14 protein-coding genes and 2 pseudogenes are annotated in these 16,509 nt (G+C 66.2%); 6 read left to right on the forward strand and 10 right to left on the reverse strand.

What is annotated here, in order from left to right; translation table 11 throughout:
• Nucleotides 1-56: 56 nt before the first annotated feature.
• Complete coding sequence (locus tag KVT39_RS03065) at nt 57-386, reverse strand: DUF4148 domain-containing protein (RefSeq protein ID WP_034180411.1); 330 nt, start codon at nt 384-386, stop codon at nt 57-59.
• Between the two features lie 517 nt (nt 387-903).
• On the opposite strand from KVT39_RS03065, the gene KVT39_RS03070 reads away from it, so the two are divergent.
• Nucleotides 904-1,302, forward strand: a complete 399-nt coding sequence (locus KVT39_RS03070) for a GreA/GreB family elongation factor (protein WP_006486027.1) — start codon at nt 904-906, stop codon at nt 1,300-1,302.
• Between the two features lie 177 nt (nt 1,303-1,479).
• Here KVT39_RS03070 and KVT39_RS03075 read toward each other — a convergent pair whose 3' ends face one another.
• Complete coding sequence (locus KVT39_RS03075; protein WP_105392044.1) at nt 1,480-2,598, reverse strand: porin; 1,119 nt, start codon at nt 2,596-2,598, stop codon at nt 1,480-1,482.
• Between the two features lie 611 nt (nt 2,599-3,209).
• Here KVT39_RS03075 and KVT39_RS03080 point away from each other — a divergent pair.
• Nucleotides 3,210-3,581, forward strand: a complete 372-nt coding sequence (locus KVT39_RS03080; protein WP_217587744.1) for a YXWGXW repeat-containing protein — start codon at nt 3,210-3,212, stop codon at nt 3,579-3,581.
• 519 nt (nt 3,582-4,100) lie between these two features.
• Here KVT39_RS03080 and KVT39_RS38390 read toward each other — a convergent pair.
• The 6 genes and pseudogenes from KVT39_RS38390 to KVT39_RS03105 all read right to left on the reverse strand — a co-directional run.
• A pseudogene (locus KVT39_RS38390) lies at nt 4,101-4,193 on the reverse strand (transcriptional regulator); the annotation flags it as partial.
• Nucleotides 4,194-4,314: 121 nt separating this feature from the next.
• Nucleotides 4,315-4,962, reverse strand: coding sequence for a glutathione S-transferase family protein (locus KVT39_RS03085; RefSeq protein WP_217587747.1), 648 nt, complete (start codon nt 4,960-4,962; stop codon nt 4,315-4,317).
• A 226-nt stretch (nt 4,963-5,188) separates the two neighbouring features.
• Nucleotides 5,189-5,644 (reverse strand): MarR family winged helix-turn-helix transcriptional regulator, encoded by a 456-nt coding sequence (locus KVT39_RS03090; protein ID WP_175747482.1) that lies wholly within the window; start codon nt 5,642-5,644, stop codon nt 5,189-5,191.
• Nucleotides 5,645-5,773: 129 nt separating this feature from the next.
• Nucleotides 5,774-7,309 carry an efflux transporter outer membrane subunit gene (locus KVT39_RS03095; RefSeq protein ID WP_217587748.1) on the reverse strand — a complete coding sequence of 512 codons (1,536 nt, stop codon included), beginning with the start codon at nt 7,307-7,309 and terminating at the stop codon, nt 5,774-5,776.
• Nucleotides 7,306-10,479, reverse strand: coding sequence for an efflux RND transporter permease subunit (locus tag KVT39_RS03100; protein WP_217587749.1), 3,174 nt, complete (start codon nt 10,477-10,479; stop codon nt 7,306-7,308). Before KVT39_RS03100 ends, KVT39_RS03095 begins: the two co-directional genes overlap by 4 nt.
• A 13-nt stretch (nt 10,480-10,492) precedes the next feature.
• On the reverse strand, nt 10,493-11,713 hold the full coding sequence (locus KVT39_RS03105) for an efflux RND transporter periplasmic adaptor subunit (protein WP_217587751.1): 1,221 nt from the start codon (nt 11,711-11,713) through the stop codon (nt 10,493-10,495).
• Nucleotides 11,714-11,793: 80 nt separating this feature from the next.
• On the opposite strand from KVT39_RS03105, the gene soxR reads away from it, so the two are divergent.
• Nucleotides 11,794-12,273, forward strand: coding sequence for a redox-sensitive transcriptional activator SoxR (gene soxR / locus KVT39_RS03110; protein ID WP_034180419.1), 480 nt, complete (start codon nt 11,794-11,796; stop codon nt 12,271-12,273).
• A gap of 46 nt (nt 12,274-12,319) precedes the next feature.
• Nucleotides 12,320-12,556, forward strand: a pseudogene (locus tag KVT39_RS03115) (LysR family transcriptional regulator); the annotation flags it as partial.
• Nucleotides 12,557-12,583: 27 nt separating this feature from the next.
• Here the strand turns inward: KVT39_RS03115 and KVT39_RS03120 are convergent.
• The gene (locus KVT39_RS03120; RefSeq protein WP_034180420.1) at nt 12,584-13,237 is read right to left on the reverse strand and encodes a TetR/AcrR family transcriptional regulator; all 654 of its coding nucleotides are present in this window, start codon (nt 13,235-13,237) and stop codon (nt 12,584-12,586) included.
• Nucleotides 13,238-13,385: 148 nt separating this feature from the next.
• Between KVT39_RS03120 and KVT39_RS03125 the strand changes: the two genes are divergently transcribed.
• Both KVT39_RS03125 and KVT39_RS03130 read left to right on the forward strand, forming a co-directional pair.
• The gene (locus KVT39_RS03125; protein WP_217587752.1) at nt 13,386-14,678 is read left to right on the forward strand and encodes an NAD(P)/FAD-dependent oxidoreductase; all 1,293 of its coding nucleotides are present in this window, start codon (nt 13,386-13,388) and stop codon (nt 14,676-14,678) included.
• Nucleotides 14,679-14,722: 44 nt separating this feature from the next.
• Nucleotides 14,723-15,112: a DUF3331 domain-containing protein gene (locus KVT39_RS03130; RefSeq protein WP_217587753.1), complete on the forward strand. Its 390-nt coding sequence runs from the start codon at nt 14,723-14,725 to the stop codon at nt 15,110-15,112.
• A gap of 2 nt (nt 15,113-15,114) precedes the next feature.
• On the opposite strand, the gene KVT39_RS03135 is transcribed toward KVT39_RS03130, so the two are convergent.
• Nucleotides 15,115-16,443: a dicarboxylate/amino acid:cation symporter gene (locus KVT39_RS03135; protein ID WP_034180423.1), complete on the reverse strand. Its 1,329-nt coding sequence runs from the start codon at nt 16,441-16,443 to the stop codon at nt 15,115-15,117.
• Nucleotides 16,444-16,509 lie beyond the last annotated feature (66 nt).

Here is a 16,509-nt window from a genome sequence, read left to right on the forward strand (position 1 = left end):
GACGGCGCGCGCCTCGTCGATTAAGTGGTGCGCTCGGGCAGACCGGGGACGTTCGCTTAGTTGCCGAAGTAGACCGAGTTCACGGGGTTCGGTGCTTCCCGCGTCATGCGACGGCCAGTTTGTCCGGCACCCGTCGCCACCGCACCGTAGCCGCTCGTATCGGCCTGCGCGAGCATCGGCTGGTTCGGCTGGATCCGTTGTTCGGCGGCCTGGATATCGCTCGGATATTGCGAATCGCTCGCCAGCGGCTTGTAGCCGTTCTGTTCGAGTTGCACGAGTTCGGCCTTGACCTGGTCGCGGGTCAGCCCTTGGTCGGACTGTGCAAACGATGCGATCGGGGCGGCAAGGACGGATGCGGCGATGGCTGCGTAGATGATCGACTTCATGATTTACCTCCGGAATATGTTCTGTTTTGACGTCGCCTCGGCAGGACTGTCTGAAGCGATTGAATCCAGTGTAGTTCTCGCCGCCTCAAGGGAAAACCCTTGGTTTGAACATACAGCGTTGCGATTTTGGAAAATATCGCCCACTGTTTATGGGCCAGGGCATCGCCACTTGCTTCATCCGCACAACAATCGTTGACGAAACGCCAACAGCCGGATCACATATCCCGAAGGTTGTGTTGTAAAATCGTAAGGTTTTATTCGCCAGTCGATTCGATATTCCATCCACCATGTACGCGCTCACGCCCCTCTCGGTTTCGCTGTCCGGCCCGGCCGGCGCGCGCGCACGCGCCGGCCATCCGGCGCATCCACTCGCTCGACGCACGGCCCAGGCGCCGCTCGCCCCTGCCCGGCGCCTGATCTGACGGCTCGGTCTCCTCCCGGAGCCAGGTCAGACAGGCTCCGGGCGATCCTCATAGGCACGCCACGCCTGCCCCTGCCGATCATTTGGAGAACTGCCATGAAACAACGCCTTTACCAGTTGACTGAACTCGACGTCGCTCGCCTCGAGAAGCACGCCGAACACAACCCGCGATTCCAGACGATGCTCGACACGCTGCTCGAACGCGCCGATATCGTCCAGCCCGACGCCATCAAGGCGAACGTCGTCACGATGAACTCGCAAATCACGCTGCTCGACGAAGCGACCCAGGAACAGGCCACCTGGACAATTGTTTATCCGGACGCCGCCAATCTCGAACTCGGCCGCCTGAACGTCTTCTCGCCCGTCGGCATGGCTCTGCTGGGTACGCAGCGCGGCCAGATGGTCAAGGTGATGCAGCCGAGCGGCGCCGAAAAGCTGATGAAGGTCGCCGCGATCGTGTTCCAGCCGGAAGCCAACGGCGAATACACGCGCTGAGCCATCTGCCACGGGTACCGCCCCCGCGACGGCGCGCAACGAGAAAAGCGAGGCCCGTGCCTCGCTTTTTTTGCGTCCGGACGATGCGAATCGCCGACATCTCATTCCACAGACGAAAAAAAGGCGCCCGAAGGCGCCTTTTTCGATGCTGCGAAGCGGGTTACCCCGCCGTCACGCTTAGAAGCGGTGACGCAGACCAACCGTTGCTGCGGTTTGGTTGATCGACGAGCTCGGAGCCGTCGTGACGTCGCCGTTGTAGATCGAAGCGCCGCCGGCGTTCTTCGATGCACGTTGGTACACAGCTTGTGCGTACACGTCCGTGCGCTTCGACAGAGCGTAGTCAGCTTGCAGGCCGAACTGGTTCCAGTGCGCGCTGCTGCCGTCAACCTTCGCGTTCGTGTACGTGTAAGCAGCACCCAGGCCGAGAGCCGGCGTCAGGTTGTACTTTGCGTTGACTTCGTAGTTGTCAGCGCGCAGCGAGCCGCCGCCGTTCGCTTGGTTGTCCAGACGCGATTGCGTCCATGCTGCACCGACTTGCGCCGGGCCGAATGCGTATGCTGCAGCTGCACCGAACGTGCGGTTACGGCCTTGAGCGGCGAACGCGTTGACTGCGCCCGACGGGTTAGCCACGGAACCGATGTTCGCTTGCGAGTATGCTGCACCCAGCTTCAGGCCTTGGAACTGGTACGACGCACCGCCGCTGTATGCACGGTTGTTGCCGAAGTTCGTGTTGTTCGAGAACGAGTACGTGCCGCCGAATTGCAGACCAGCGTAGTTCGCGCTCGTGTACTTGACCGTGTTGTTCAGCGCGACGTCGCCATTCGTGCTCAGACGGTCATTGTTCAGCGGGTGCGCGAAGTACGTGCCGCCCCACGAACCCGTTGCCGTCAGCGGCGCCAGGTAGTCTTGCGTTGCGTCGTACTGCTTGCCCAGCGTGACCGTGCCGTACTGGCTCGACAGGCCAACGAACGACTGACGGTTGAACATGCCGCCGTTGCCGTTTGCGAAGCGGCCGTTACCGATGTTGAAACCGCTTTCCAACGTGAAGATTGCCTTCAGACCACCACCGAGGTCTTCCGAGCCACGCAGGCCGAAACGGCTCTGGTCAATGCCCGAACCCATCGCCCACTGCGACTTGCCGTTGACCGGCTGGCCAGCTGCGTTGACGCCCGTTGCGATGTTGCTTTGGTAGGTGATGCCTGCGTCCAGCACGCCGTACAGCGTGACGCTGCTTTGCGCGTGAGCGACGGTAGCGAACGATGCTGCAGCTGCTGCAACGATCAGAGTCTTGTTCATTCGTGGAGCTCCCTTCTAAAAAGAGGCAGGTCTCGCGACCTTGTTTCATAAACGGTCTCAACCGCCCGGGAACGCCATCGGTCCTGCTGGCCGCGCCCGGATAGTTGCCCGTTTGGGAACCGTGAGTTTAGGGGTGTACCCTAGGGGCGCGATCCGCAAATAAAGAAATAAGCTTTTCCAGAACTAGAAATAATGAAAGTGGGGAAACATTATAAGTATTTGTTTTGATGTCTGTTTTTGACTTCTTGACGGGGACTTTTTGGAGGCTTTCATCGCACCATTCTTTCATGTCGCCGTCTTGACGGTTGCATAGAAACAACAAACAGGTTCGACTGAAACCCCGAAGTCGGCAATTTTTACCCATTTCAGCCTCAAATGCCGAGCTTCGATCGTCTAAACCGTGTCGGTCGACCAGTAAACAGGGAGCGACGCCCGTGCAGCGGGCGATGTCCGCCTGTCAGTCCGCAGAAACGGGAAGGTCGATCTCCACCGGCTGGGCCGCCCAACCGTGTGCCGTGACACGCGGTAACAGCCTTAACCGCCGGCGTAACCCGGCCGGCGTACCGGCACGCTAATGTGAGGCCGCCTCCAATACAGAACAGGGACACGCCATGAATCGACGCTCGTTGCTGCGCGCCATCGGATTGACCGCCGCCTTCGTCGGCACCGGCTGGCTCCGCGCCGCCTCGGCCCAGCCCGCACCGCCGGGGTACCGGCCGTCCGGCCCGAACCGCGTGCCCGGCGGGCCGCCTTATGACGACCGCCCGGGCTTCGGGCCGCCGGCGGCCCGGCACGACCGCCGCCCGCCGCCGCCACGGCCGCACGGCTATATATGGACCGACGGTTACTGGCGCTGGCAGCGCGGCCGCTATATATGGGTATCCGGTCGCTGGGTCGCACGGCGCCCCGGGCGTCGCTGGGTGCCCGGCTACTGGCGTCGCCAGGGGCAGGTGTGGGTCTACGTCGACGGTTCGTGGCGATAGGCGGTTGCGCGGCTCCGGCCCGTGGCGCGCCCGGACCCGGAGCCGGACGGCTTGCGAACCCGCGCCGTTCGGCTCCGGATTCATGGGTGCCCGACAGGCGTACTCGCGACTCTGCTGCGACGCTCGCCCTTTCCCTGGAACGATCCCGACCGCCAAAGCCGATGCCCGGGCGTCCAATCAGGCAACGTCGACATGCAACATGCCCGCCGATCTCAGGCGCGTCATCGTGCATCGACCGAATTCCTGCCACTCTCTTATCGTGCGCATCGCATGCCGCGCAATTAGACGACCGAATGTTTCGGTCGCGCCGATGCCAGGTCCATTCTCCGGGCGCGGTGTTGCAAGCGCATCGCAGCATTCGCGACGAATACGGCAAAGCATCGTCAAGCCGTCCATTCCGACCAAACCATTCGGATAACGAAATCATGCGATGTCGATGCGAATGCATCGAACATGCGTCACCGCATCGCGCTTCGTCCGCAACAGCCCGACAAGCGAAAGAACTGCACGCGCATCCCCTCAGCGCGCGACGCAGATCGCGCGATGATGTTGGTCGGCCCACCGGATCATCGCCTGTATCGGCGTCAGGAACGAACGCCCGAGGTCGGTCACGCACCGGCTGATCGACCAGCCCGACAGCCCGTCGAGACGTTTACGACGAAGGAGAACAATGTTTCCCGGCGGGCGGGCGGCTGGTTCCCGCGCCGCCCGTGCGGCGCGGGCGCTGCATCCGTCAGTGCGCCGGCGCTGCGGCCGGCGCGCGGCAGGCGTCCAGGCCTCGCTGAACGGCCGGCCGTGCGGCGATGTCGGCGAGCCAGCGCTCGACGTGCGGGTAATCGGCAACGTCGAGATCGAGTTCGGCCGCCGAGCGCAGCCACGGAAACGCGGCGATGTCGGCGATCGAGTATCGCGACGATGCGAGATACGCCGATTCCGACAATCGGCCGTTCACGACCCCATAGAGGCGCCGCGCTTCGTTCCGGTAGCGAGCGATCGCTTCCGCATTGACCGTCTTCGATGCATGCAGGAACCACCAGAGCTGGCCGAGCATCGGCCCGATCCCGCCGATCTGGAAGTGCAGCCATTGCTGGACCGCCGTACGCTCGGCCAGCGTTTCGGGATGCAGACAGCCCGTCTTCGCGGCGAGATAGCCGAGGATCGCGCCGGATTCGAACACGGCCAGCCCGGTGTCGTGGTCGACGATGGCCGGAATCTTGCCGTTCGGGTTGATCGCGAGAAACGCCGGGCTGCGCTGCTCGCCAGCGGACAGGTTCACGTGCACAAGGTCGTGCGCGAACCCCGCCTCTTCCAGATAGATCGCGATCTTGTGCCCGTTCGGCGTGTCGGCCGTATAGAACGTGAGGGAGTGCGTCGATGTCATGTCGGTCCTTGTCATCCGGTTATCATTGCAACTGCAATCGTTGCAATTGCAATCCTACGCCGAGACCGAGGGCTCCGATACATGCCTGCACTCGAAGGAGGGATATGCAGACTATGCGATCCGGGGCAGGCAGGCGCTCGACAGCGAGCGCAAATCCGGCTGTGCGGTGCCTGCCGCACAGGCGATGCACCGGTATGCGCGCGGCCGACGCGCGAGCAGGCCTCCGCTACTTCGCGTCGGCCGTCGCTTCACGCGCCGCGGCGGTCGCGCGATCGAGCGCGGCGGCCATCGCCACCTGCTCCTTGCCGGTGAACTGCCCGAGAAAGAGTTCCGAGACCGTCGACTGGTACACCTTCCACATCTTCTTGCGCAGTGCCCGCCCCTTGTCGGTGATGCTCGCGTATGCTGCGCGGCCGTCGTCGGCCGAACGGGCGCGCGTGACGAGCCCCTCCTGTTCGAGCCGGTCGACGAGCCGCGTGAGGTTGTAGCGCTCGATCGCGAGCACGTCGGCCAGTTCGTGCATGCGGCGCGTGCCGTCGGGCTCGCTTTCGAGGCCCCACAACGCGTCGTACCACGCATACGTGGGCAGGCCGGCATCCGCAAGGCGGCGCTCGATCTCGCGAATCATCGTCCGATGCGCGCGGACGAACGAGAACCACAGATCGGGTTCGGATGCGCTCATGTCAGGTCGTTCCTTTCGTTTAATTGCAGTTGCAATTAAATCTTACCTCGATACGGTTCCCCTCCACATATAGTCGTGCTCCGCGCGGCAGGCACCACAGTTCCGGCCTGCCGCGCCGCCCTGCCCGCGCTACCGTCCCGACTGCGCGAGCGGCCCTTGCGCGCGCTGCGCCGTTCCCGACGGCCAGCCGCCCGCGAGCGCCTTGTACAGCGCGACCGTCGATGCCGCGCTGCGCGTGCGCGCGTCGGCCGCCGCATCCTGCGCCTGCAGCAGCGTCCGTTGCGCGTCGAGCACTTCGTAGTAGTCGATCGCGCCGGCCGAGAAGCGTGTCTGCGCGAGCTGCGCGGCACGTGCGCTGTCGTCCGCCGCACGCACGAGGTGCGTTGTCTCGTCACGCGTGCGTGCGACGCGCAGCAGCGCGTTCTCCGTTTCCTCCAGCGCACCGAGCACGGTCTGCCGGTACTGCGCGAGCTGGCCGGCCGCTTCCGCATCGCTCGCGGCGATCCGCGCACGCACGCGGCCGACGTCGAGGAACGACCAGTCGATGCCGAGCGCGATCAGGTTCGTGTCGCTGCCCGCGCGAAAGAACCCGTAGCTGCTCGTCGCGCTGCCGAGCAATCCCGACAGCGTGAAGCGCGGAAACAGGTCGGCCGTCGCGACGCCGACACGCGCGGTCGCCGCGTGCAGCCGTGCCTCGGCGGCCGCGACGTCGGGGCGCCGCCGCAGCAGGTCGCCCGGCGTGCCGGGATCGATGTCGGCGGCAAGCGTCGGCAGCGGCACGGGCGTGCCCGCCGAAGCGACGGCCTTCGGGAGATCGAACCGGCCGATCAGCGCATCCGGCGTCTGCCCGGTCAGCACCGCGAGCCGATGCTCGTCGACGCCGATCGCGGCTTCGTACACGGCAATCCGCGACGTCGTCGATTCATACTGCGCCCGCGCACGCGCCGCATCGAGTTCGGAGCCGCGCCCCGCGCCGACGCGCGCATTGATCAGCGCGAGCGTCTGCTTCTGGTTGTCGGCGTTGTCGCGCGCGATCCGCAGCCGCTCCTGCGAGCCGCGCAGATCGACGTACGTGCTCGCGACCTCGCCGGCGATCGCGACACGCACCGCGCGCACGTCCGCCGCGCTCGCCGCCGTTTCCGCACGCTGCGACTCGATCGAGCGGCGCACCCGGCCGAACAGGTCGAGTTCCCACGCCGCGTTGATCCCGACGCTGGATATAGGCGTATCGCGCTGGCTGCGCGGCGCGCCGAACGCCTGGTCCTTGCTCGTCAGTTGATGGCCGATCTGACCGCTCGCGGTGATCGTCGGATAGCGGTCGAACGTCGCCTGCGACAGCAGCGCGTTCGATGCGTCGTAGCGCGACACGGCAACCTGCAGGTCCTGGTTCGCCGCGAGCGCCGTCTCGATCAGCCGCGTCAACGCCGGATCGCCGAAGCCGCGCCAGAACGCGGCATCGGCATCGGCCGACGCGTCGGGCGGCGTATCGGACGTCGGATTGGACGTCGTATTGGACGGTGGCCCCTCGCGCTGCGTCGCCGGCTGTGCGTCGCGCGCGAACCGCGCGGCCGTGGCCGTATCGGGCCGCTTGAAATCGGGGCCGACCGCGCACGCGGCCAGCGTCACCGACATCGCGAGCGCGGAAAAACGGAAAGCGGCGCTCATCGGTTTTCTCCTTCGAGGGTGCCGTGCTGTTCGCTCCAGACGGCCGGCGTGCCGCCCGCGAGCTTGCGGATCGCCACATAGAACACGGGCGTCAGGAACAGCCCGAACAACGTGACGCCCAGCATCCCCGCGAACACGGTGACGCCGGTGGCCGCGCGCACTTCGCTGCCCGCGCCGCTGCCGATCAGCAGCGGCACGGAACCGGCAATGAATGCGACCGACGTCATCACGATCGGGCGCAGCCGCAGCTTGCACGCTTCGAGCGCGGCCTCGATCACGCCCTTGCCCTGGATTTCGAGCTCGCGCGCGAACTCGACGATCAGGATCGCGTTCTTGCACGCAAGCCCCATCAGCACGACGAGCCCTACCTGCACGAACACGTTGTTGTCGCCGCCCGACAGCCACACGCCGAACAGCGCCGCGCACATGCACACGGGCACGATCAGGATCACCGCGAGCGGCAGCGTCCAGCTCTCGTACAGCGATGCGAGCACGAGGAACACGAGCATCACCGCGAGCGGAAACACGACGATCGCCGCGTTGCTCTGCGTGACCTGCTGGTAGCTGAGGTCGGTCCATTCGAGCGTGATGCCGGGCGGCAGCACCTCCTTCGCGATCTGCTGGAGCTTCGCGATCGCCTGCGACGACGACATCGCCTTCGGATCGGCGTCGCCGATCAGGTCGGCGGCCGGATAGCCGTTGTAGCGGACGACCGGGTCGGGCCCGTACGCGGGCCCCACCGTCACCATCGAGCCGATCGGCACCATCTCGCCCTTCGCGTTGCGCGTACGCAGGTTCGCGATGTCGGCGGCCGTCTGCCGATGACCGGCATCGGCCTGCGCCATCACGCGATATACGCGGCCGAACACGTTGAAGTCGTTCACGTACATCGAGCCGAGATAGACCTGCAGCGTGTTAAACAGGTCGGTCAGCGCGACGCCCTGCGCCTTCGCCTTCAGCCGGTCGACCTTCACCTCGAGCTGCGGGATGTTCGCCTGGTACGAGCTGACGGGGTAGCTCATCCCCGGCGTCTTCGCAACCGCCGCCTGGAACGCGGTGAGCGCGTTCTGCAATGCGCCGTAGCCGAGCCCGCCGCGATCCTCCAGGTACAGCGAGTAGCCGGAGCCGTTGCCGAGGCCCTGGATCGGCGGCGGCATCAGCGCGTAGGTGATGCCGCCGCCGATGGCCGCGAAGCGCGCGTTCAGGTCCGCGTTGATCTGCGCGGCGCTGCGGTGACGCCGGTCGAATGGCTTCAGGATCACGTACGAGTTCGTGATGTTCGGCGTGTTCACGCCCTGCAGCGCATTCAGCCCGGCAAACGCCGGCACCATCTCGACGCCGTCGGTGCCGAGCGCGATCTTCGTCATCTGCTCGGTCACCGCGCTGGTGCGCGCGAGCGACGCGCCTTCCGGCAGCTTCGCGCCCGCGAACAGGTACAGCTTGTCCTGCACGGGGATGAAGCCGCCCGGCACCGCGTTGAACAGCAGCGCGGTGGCCGCGAGCAGCGCCGCGTAGACCGCGAACACCACGCCGCGCCGTTTCAGCGTGCGCGCGACGACACCGTGATAGCGGTCGGAACTGCGCTCGAAGAAGCGGTTGAATGGATGGAACAGCCAGCCGAATGCGCGGTCGAGCGCGCGCGTGAGCGCATCCTTCGGCGCGCCGTGCGGGCGCAGCAGCTTCGCGGCGAGCGCGGGCGACAGCGTCAGCGAGTTGATCGCGGAAATCACCGTCGAGATCGCGATCGTCACCGCAAACTGCCTGTAGAACTGGCCCGTGACACCCGACATGAACGCCATCGGCACGAACACCGCGCACAGCACCAGTGCGATCGCAACGATCGGGCCCGACACCTCGCGCATCGCCTGGTGCGCGGCATCGCGCGGGCTGAGCCCCTGCGCGATGTTGCGCTCGACGTTCTCGACGACGACGATCGCATCGTCGACGACGATCCCGATCGCGAGCACGAGCCCGAACAGCGTCAGCGTGTTGATCGAATAGCCGAGCAGATGGAGAAACGCGAACGTGCCGACCACCGACACGGGCACCGCGACGAGCGGAATGATCGACGCGCGCCAGGTCTGCAGGAACAGGATCACGACCAGCACGACCAGCACGACGGCCTCGATCAGCGTGTGCTGCACCGCGCGGATCGATTCGCGCACGAACACGGTCGGGTCCCACACGGGGCGGTACGCGACGCCGGGCGGGAAACGCTTCGACAGTTCGTCGAGCTTCGCATACACGGCCTTCGCGACGTCGAGCGCGTTCGCGCCCGGCGACAGGAAGATGCCGACCACGGCCGAATGCCTGTCGTTGAAATACGAGCGCAGCGTGTAGTCGCCCGCGCCGAGCTCGATGCGCGCGACGTCGGACAGCTTCACGACCTGGCCGTCGTCGCCGTTGCGCAGCACGATGTCGCTGAATTCCTGCACCGTGCGCAGGCGGCCGCGCACGTTGATCGACACGAGGAAGTCGTTCGCCTTCGGCGACGGCTCCGCGCCGAGCTGGCCGGCCGACACCTGCACGTTCTGCTCGCGCACGGCCGCGATCACGTCGCTCGCGGTCAGCCCGCGCGACGCGAGCCGGTTCGGGTCGAGCCACAGCCGCATCGCGTAGTCGCCGGAGCCGTACACGCCGACGTCGCCGATGCCGGTGAGCCGCGACAGTTCGTCCTTCACGTTCAGCGTCAGGTAGTTGCGCAGGTACAGCGAATCGCGGCTGTTGTCCGGCGAATAAAGGCTCACGTACATCAGCGGTGTCGGCGACTGCTTCTGCGTCGTCACGCCGTACTGGCGCACCTCGTCGGGCAGGCGCGACAGCGCCTGGCTCACGCGGTTCTGCACGCGCACGGCGGCCGTGTCGGGATCGACGCCCTGCAGGAACGTGACGACGACCTGCAGGCTGCCGTCCGACCCGGCGACCGACTTCATGTACATGATGCCTTCGACGCCGTTGATCGCCTCTTCCAGCGGTTCGGCGACCGATTCGGCGATTTCCTTCGGGTTCGCGCCCGGGTACGTCGCACGCACGACGACGCTCGGCGGCACGACTTCCGGGTATTCGCCGGCCGGCAGCATCGGAATCGAGATCAGGCCGATCGCGAAGATGACGATCGACAGCACGACCGCGAAGATCGGCCGGTCGATGAAGAATCGGGAGAAATCCATTATCTGTCTCCCGTCATTGCGCGGCCGGCGCGCCGGCGTCGGCCACGGCCTGCGTGCCACCGCCCGTGCCACTGCCATTGCCGGAACCGGCATCGGCGCGTGCGGGCAGCGCTTTCGGCTTCACCTGCGCGCCCGGATAGTAGATCCGCTGCACGCCGTCGACCACCACGCGGTCGCCCGCCTGCAGCCCCTTCTCGACGATCCGCGCGCCCTCGAGCTCGCGGCCGATCGTCACGTCGCGCCGCAGCGCCTTGTCGCCGGGGCCGATCACGTACACGTACTTGCGGTCCTGGTCGGTGAGCACGGCCTTGTCGTCGACGAGCAGCGCATCCTGGTCGCGGCCGCTGACGAGCTGCACGCGCGCATACAGGCCCGGCGTGAACGTGTGGTCCGCGTTCGTCAGCCGCACGCGCGCGCGAATCGTGCCGGTTTGCGGATCGAGCCGGTTGTCGAGGAAGTCGACGGTGCCCGCATGCGGGAAGCCCGTCTCGTTCGCAAGACCCACGCGCACCGGATCGGCGCCGATCGCGCGATGCGTCGGATCGGCACGCCGCGCGTTGTAGCGCAGGTAGCTCTGCTCGTCGCAGTCGAAATACACGTAGACCGGATTCTGCGACACGACGGTCGTCAACAGCGTGTCGTCCGCGCGCGCGAGGTTGCCGGCGGTCGCGACCGCGCGGCCGACGCGGCCCGCGATCGGCGCGCGCACTTCGGTGAAGCCGAGATTGAGTCTGGCATCGGCAACAGCCGCATCGGCCGCCTGCAGGTCCGCATGCGCCTGCGCGGCGGTGGCGCGCGCGTTGTCGAGCTCTTCCTGCGACGTCGCATGCGCATCGATCAGCGTCTGCACGCGCTTGAGCTGTACGTTCGCGAGGCTCGCGGCCGCGCGGGCCCGCTGCTGCTGCGCGTTCGCGCGGTCGAGCGCGATCCGGTACGGGCGCGGGTCGATCTCGAACAACAGCGCGCCCTGCGTGACGAGATCGCCCTCCTTGTACGCGACACGCTGCAGATAGCCGCTTACGCGCGGCCGCAGTTCGACCGCGTCGACTGCTTCGACGCGTCCGTTGAATTCGTCAGCGAGGCGGACCGTGCGCGGCGCGACGGTTGCGACGCCGACTTCGGGAAGGGGATGGGCTGACGCTGCGCCTTTGCCGTCGTGACAGCCCGACAATGCCAGCAACAGGGCACAGGTCGCGCCCAAAGGCGACGTCCTGCGTAGGGATAAGGAGAGCATGATGCCTCGCGACGGGTTAAACTGCCGCGTAGCATAAAAGTTGAAGTTAACTTCAAGTCAAGCTTTTCCCGGAGAACGCCATGGGTACCCCGGAAGAACCGAAATGGCCGCTGATGTCGATTCGCGAAGTGGCCGCGCGCAGCGGCGTGCCGGCGTCGACACTGCGGTTCTACGAAACGCGCGGGCTCATCAAGTCGCACCGGAACGGCTCGAGCCATCGCCACTATTCGCGCGCGGTGTTGCGGCTGATCGCGTTCATCGTGTTCGCGCAGAAAATCGGCTATTCGCTCGACGAGATTGCCGAGCAGCTCGTCAGCCTCCCCGAGGACACCGCGCCGAGCAACAAGGACTGGCAGCGGCTGTCGCGCGGCTGGAAGCAGCGCGTCGCGAGCCGGATCGAGGAATTGCAGCGGCTCTACATCAACCTCGACGAGTGCATCGGCTGCGGTTGCCTGTCGCTGAAGCGCTGCAAGCTGACCAACCCGGAAGACCGCGCGGGCCGCAACGGGCCCGGCGCGCGGCGCTGGCTCGGCGACAAGCCGCCTACGGACGTCGAATGATGCGCGGGCCGCACCCGGCCGCCGGCGCGGATCGCGTCACCCGACGCGCCAGATGCAGACGACGGCCGGGCTCGTCGAGGGTGGCATCGGCGTCGCGCTGATGCCGCGCCTGTTCGTGCCGATGCAGCCGCAATGCATTACGTTCTGCGAACTGAATGATGCGGGCAGCCTGCTCGCGTACAAGCTGGCGATCGCGTACCGGACGCCGTCACCGCTCGTCGATGCACTGCACGAAACCGCACGGAATGCAGTGAGCGAACCGGTTCTGGTTACCGCGACGTGACCGCGCGCATCGTTCGCGCGGCGGCGCTCAGTCGCCGATGATGTTGAGCGCGGCGGCGAGCACGGCCTGCTTGAACGCGTCCCGCTGCGTCGGCAGCGACGTGAACGCCAGCATCATGTGGCTGTACGACACCGTCGTGCCGATCGCGCTCGCGATCATGAAGAACAGCACGTTCGGATCGACCGCACGAATCGCGCCGGCCTGCACGGCGTCCGACAGCAGCGGGAACATCACGTCGTGATACGGCCGCACGATCCGCTCCTGCAATCGATCGAGCCGCCCGCCCACCTCGGTCGCCGCGGTCGAGAAGAACATGCCGATGTCGGGCTCGTCGAATTCGTGATCGACGCACAGCTCGAGCGCGCGCCGCACGCGGTCGCGATGCGGCAGTGACGACGTGCGCAACGCACGCAGCGCGTCGAACATCGGCGTCGCCAGGTCGACGATCTGCTCGACGACGGCCAGCCACAACGTTTCCTTCGTACCGAAATGATGGGCGATCAGCGCCGCGTCGACGCCCAGTTCGCGCGCGACCTCGCGCACGCTCGTCGCGTCGTAGCCTCGCTTCGCGAACGTGCGGCGCGCGGCCCGCAAAATCACGTCCGGACCGACGGACGCACCCGCCAGCGGCCGCCCGCGCGAACGCCGCTTCGACGGCGCGCGCTCAGTGACTTCAGCCACGTTTTCCTGCTCCCCTTGAATGGTTCGAATGCCCGTGTTCGGGCCCCGGTTTCACGTCGCCGGAACCGGGCTGCCTGCCCCGCTCCGTTGACACGCGAAGCCGGGAAGCGCTAGGATCATACATTATTCATCACGTGATGATTTATTCATGACAACCCCTACACGCATCGTCATCGTCGGCGGCGGGATCGCCGGACTGCAGCTCGCGACCCGCCTGGGCGAGCGCCTCGGCCGGTCCGGGCGTGCGCAGGTCACCGTCGTCGACCGCAGTCCGACGCATATCTGGAAGCCGATGCTGCACACGATCGCGGCCGGCACGCGCGACGTCCAGCAGCAACAGGTGATCCTCCTCGCCCATGCACGCGACCATGGCTACACGTACCAGCCCGGCGAACTGAAGGGGCTCGATCGTGCGCGCCGCCGCGTGCAGCTCGGCGAGATTCGCTCGCAGGACGGCGACGTGGTGATCGAGGCCCGCGAACTCGAATACGACGTGCTGATCCTCGCGCTCGGCAGCCAGGCCAACGATTTCGGCGTGCCGGGCGTTCGCGAGCACTGCTACTTCATCGACAGCCAGCAGCAGGCCGAGACCTTCAACGAAGCGTTGCGGATGCGCGTGTTCCGCAGCATCGCGCGCGACGAGCCGTTTCGCGTCGCGATCGTCGGCGCGGGCGCGACGGGCGTGGAACTCGCGGCGGAGTTGAGCCGGTTACTGGAAGTGGCGCAGGCGTATGGCGACGCGACGGTGCGCGAACGGCTGCAGTTGACGCTGCTCGAAAGCGGCCCGCGCATCCTCGCCGCGTTTCCGCCGAGGATTTCCGCGTCGGCGCAGCGGCGGCTCGAACAGATCGGTTTTCACGTGCTGACGTCGACGCGCGTCACGTCGGCCGACGCGAACGGCTTCCACTACGGCGACGGTTCGTACGCCGAAGCAGATCTGATGGTCTGGGCGGCGGGCGTGAAGGCGCCCGATTTCATGCAGGCGCTGGGCGGGCTCGACACGAACCGCGCGAACCAGATCGTCGTCGGGCCGACGCTACAGGCCACGGGCGACGAGCACGTGTTCGCGATCGGCGATTGCGCGAGCCTGCTGCCCGACGGCCACGAACGGCCGCTGCCGCCGACCGCGCAGGTCGCGACGCAGCAGGCCGAGCATCTCGCGAAGCACCTGCCCGCGTGGCTCGACGGCAAGCCGATGCCGCCGTTCGCGTTCCACGATTTCGGCGCGCTGGTGTCGATCAGCGACTACGACGCGTTCGGCACACTCGGGCAGTTCGGGTTCTTCCGCGGCGGCTTCATCCAGGGGCGTTTCGCGCAGTTCAGCCACCTGATGCTCTACCGGCGGCACCAGCAGGCGCTGCACGGTTTCTCCAAGGCGACCCTGCTGTGGATCGCCGAACGGATCAACGGCTGCGTGCAGCCGCGCATCCGCCTGTCGTGATGCCGCGCGTCGCGGTGTCGCGTAACGTTTCGAGGAAAACAGACATGAACGACAGTGCAGCGCCCTGGCTCATGACCGTCGCCGCGATCGGCAGCTTCGACATGCCGTCCTTATCGTGGGGCATGCCGCGGCGACGCAGCGTCACGCGCGATCGCCTGCCGTCGTGGGACGCGACGAGCCGGCCGACCATCAGCGTGCTCGAGCGGCCCACGGCCGACACCGTGATGATTTCGTGGTGCGATGCGTGCACCGGGCACTACGGCTACCAGAAGTGGCGGCTGCTCACGACGCGCAAGCGCGGCGTCTGCGCACTGTCGGGGCGGTCGATCGGGATCGGCGACAGCGTCTATGCGCCGCAATTGCTCGGCTCGACGCCGGGCAATGCCGCCGCAATGGTGCTGGCCGCGTGCATCGACGAAGCCTGCACCGCTTGAGGTCAGCTCGACGTAGCCTGACCGGCGCCGTAGGCCTGATCGCGGTTCTGCCGTTCCAGTTCGGCATCGAGATGTGCGGCATGCACTTCCGCCTCTGCTTCCGACATCAGCTCGCCTTCCCACTTCGCGACCACCGCGCTGGCGATCGAGTTGCCCACCGCATTCGTGGCCGAGCGCCCCATGTCGAGGAACGTGTCGACGCCGAGAATCAGCAGCAGCCCGGCTTCCGGGATATTGAACTGGTGCAGCGTCGCCGCGATCACGACGAGCGATGCGCGCGGCACGCCGGCCATCCCCTTCGACGTCAGCATCAGGATCAGCAGCATCGTGACCTGCGTGCCGAGCGACAGGTGGATGTTGTAGGCCTGCGCGATGAACAGCGACGCGAACGTGCAGTACATCATCGAGCCGTCGAGGTTGAACGAATAGCCCATCGGCATCACGAAGCTCGCGATCTTGCGCCGCACGCCGAAACGGTCGAGCGCGTCGAGGATCTTCGGATACGCGGCCTCGGAGCTCGCGGTCGCGAACGACAGCATGAACGCTTCCTTGATCAGCAGGAGCAGCTTGAACACGCGGCGGCCGAGGAACAGCAGCCCGGCGGCGACGAGCGTGGCCCACAGCAGCACGAGGCTCACGTAGAAGTCGCCCATGAACACCGCGAACTTCAGCAGGATCGACAGCCCGTTGATCGCGACGGTCGACGCCATCGCGGCCATCACCGCGAGCGGCGCGAGCTTCATCACGTAGCCGGTGATCTTGAGCATCACGTGCGACAACTGGTCGATCGCGGCGACGAGGATCTTGCCGCGCTCGCCGAGCGCCGCCAGCGCAACGCCGAAGAACAGCGAGAACACGACGATCTGCAGGATCTCGTTGTTCGCCATCGCCTCGGCGAACGACTTCGGCACCATGTGGCCGACGAAATCCTTCAGCGTGAACTTGGACGTCGCGAGATGCGCGGACGCACCGATGTCCGGCAGCGGCAGGCCGAGGTTCTCGCCGGGCCGCAGCAGGTTCGCCATCAGCAGCCCGAGCAGCAGCGAGATCAGCGACGCGGTGACGAACCAGCCGAGCGCCTTCACGAACACGCGCCCGACGGACGACGCATCGCCCATATGCGCAATGCCGACGACGAGCGTCGAGAACACCAGCGGGCCGATCACCATCTTGATCAGCCGCAGGAACACATCGGACACGAGCGAGATGTAGCCGGCGATTTCCGCGGCCGACTGCTTGTCGGGAAGCTGCGTGAAGATCAGGTAGCCGATGAGGATGCCGGCCGCCATCGCGAGCAGGATCCAGCCTGCCGCAGACATTCGTTTGTTCATAACGGGATTCGTCGCACGGTGAAGGGGTTGACGGATGAAAGGCGCGTGTCAGCGCACGTGTGTGGC

Origin of the sequence: Burkholderia sp. GbtcB21 (assembly GCF_019091065.1) — a bacterium.
GTDB classification, from domain to species: domain Bacteria; phylum Pseudomonadota; class Gammaproteobacteria; order Burkholderiales; family Burkholderiaceae; genus Burkholderia; species Burkholderia pyrrocinia_C.

Coding starts and splice junctions, on each gene's coding strand:
- KVT39_RS03125 (WP_217587752.1), top strand. CDS start 13,386: ATGACAACCCCTACACGCATCGTCATCGTCGGCGGCGGGATCGCCGGA.
- KVT39_RS03135 (WP_034180423.1), bottom strand. CDS start 16,443: ATGAACAAACGAATGTCTGCGGCAGGCTGGATCCTGCTCGCGATGGCG.
- KVT39_RS03070 (WP_006486027.1), top strand. CDS start 904: ATGAAACAACGCCTTTACCAGTTGACTGAACTCGACGTCGCTCGCCTC.
- KVT39_RS03080 (WP_217587744.1), top strand. CDS start 3,210: ATGAATCGACGCTCGTTGCTGCGCGCCATCGGATTGACCGCCGCCTTC.
- KVT39_RS03065 (WP_034180411.1), bottom strand. CDS start 386: ATGAAGTCGATCATCTACGCAGCCATCGCCGCATCCGTCCTTGCCGCC.
- KVT39_RS03105 (WP_217587751.1), bottom strand. CDS start 11,713: ATGCTCTCCTTATCCCTACGCAGGACGTCGCCTTTGGGCGCGACCTGT.
- KVT39_RS03090 (WP_175747482.1), bottom strand. CDS start 5,644: ATGAGCGCATCCGAACCCGATCTGTGGTTCTCGTTCGTCCGCGCGCAT.
- KVT39_RS03075 (WP_105392044.1), bottom strand. CDS start 2,598: ATGAACAAGACTCTGATCGTTGCAGCAGCTGCAGCATCGTTCGCTACC.
- KVT39_RS03100 (WP_217587749.1), bottom strand. CDS start 10,479: ATGGATTTCTCCCGATTCTTCATCGACCGGCCGATCTTCGCGGTCGTG.
- KVT39_RS03095 (WP_217587748.1), bottom strand. CDS start 7,309: ATGAGCGCCGCTTTCCGTTTTTCCGCGCTCGCGATGTCGGTGACGCTG.
- KVT39_RS03085 (WP_217587747.1), bottom strand. CDS start 4,962: ATGACATCGACGCACTCCCTCACGTTCTATACGGCCGACACGCCGAAC.
- soxR (WP_034180419.1), top strand. CDS start 11,794: ATGGGTACCCCGGAAGAACCGAAATGGCCGCTGATGTCGATTCGCGAA.
- KVT39_RS03130 (WP_217587753.1), top strand. CDS start 14,723: ATGAACGACAGTGCAGCGCCCTGGCTCATGACCGTCGCCGCGATCGGC.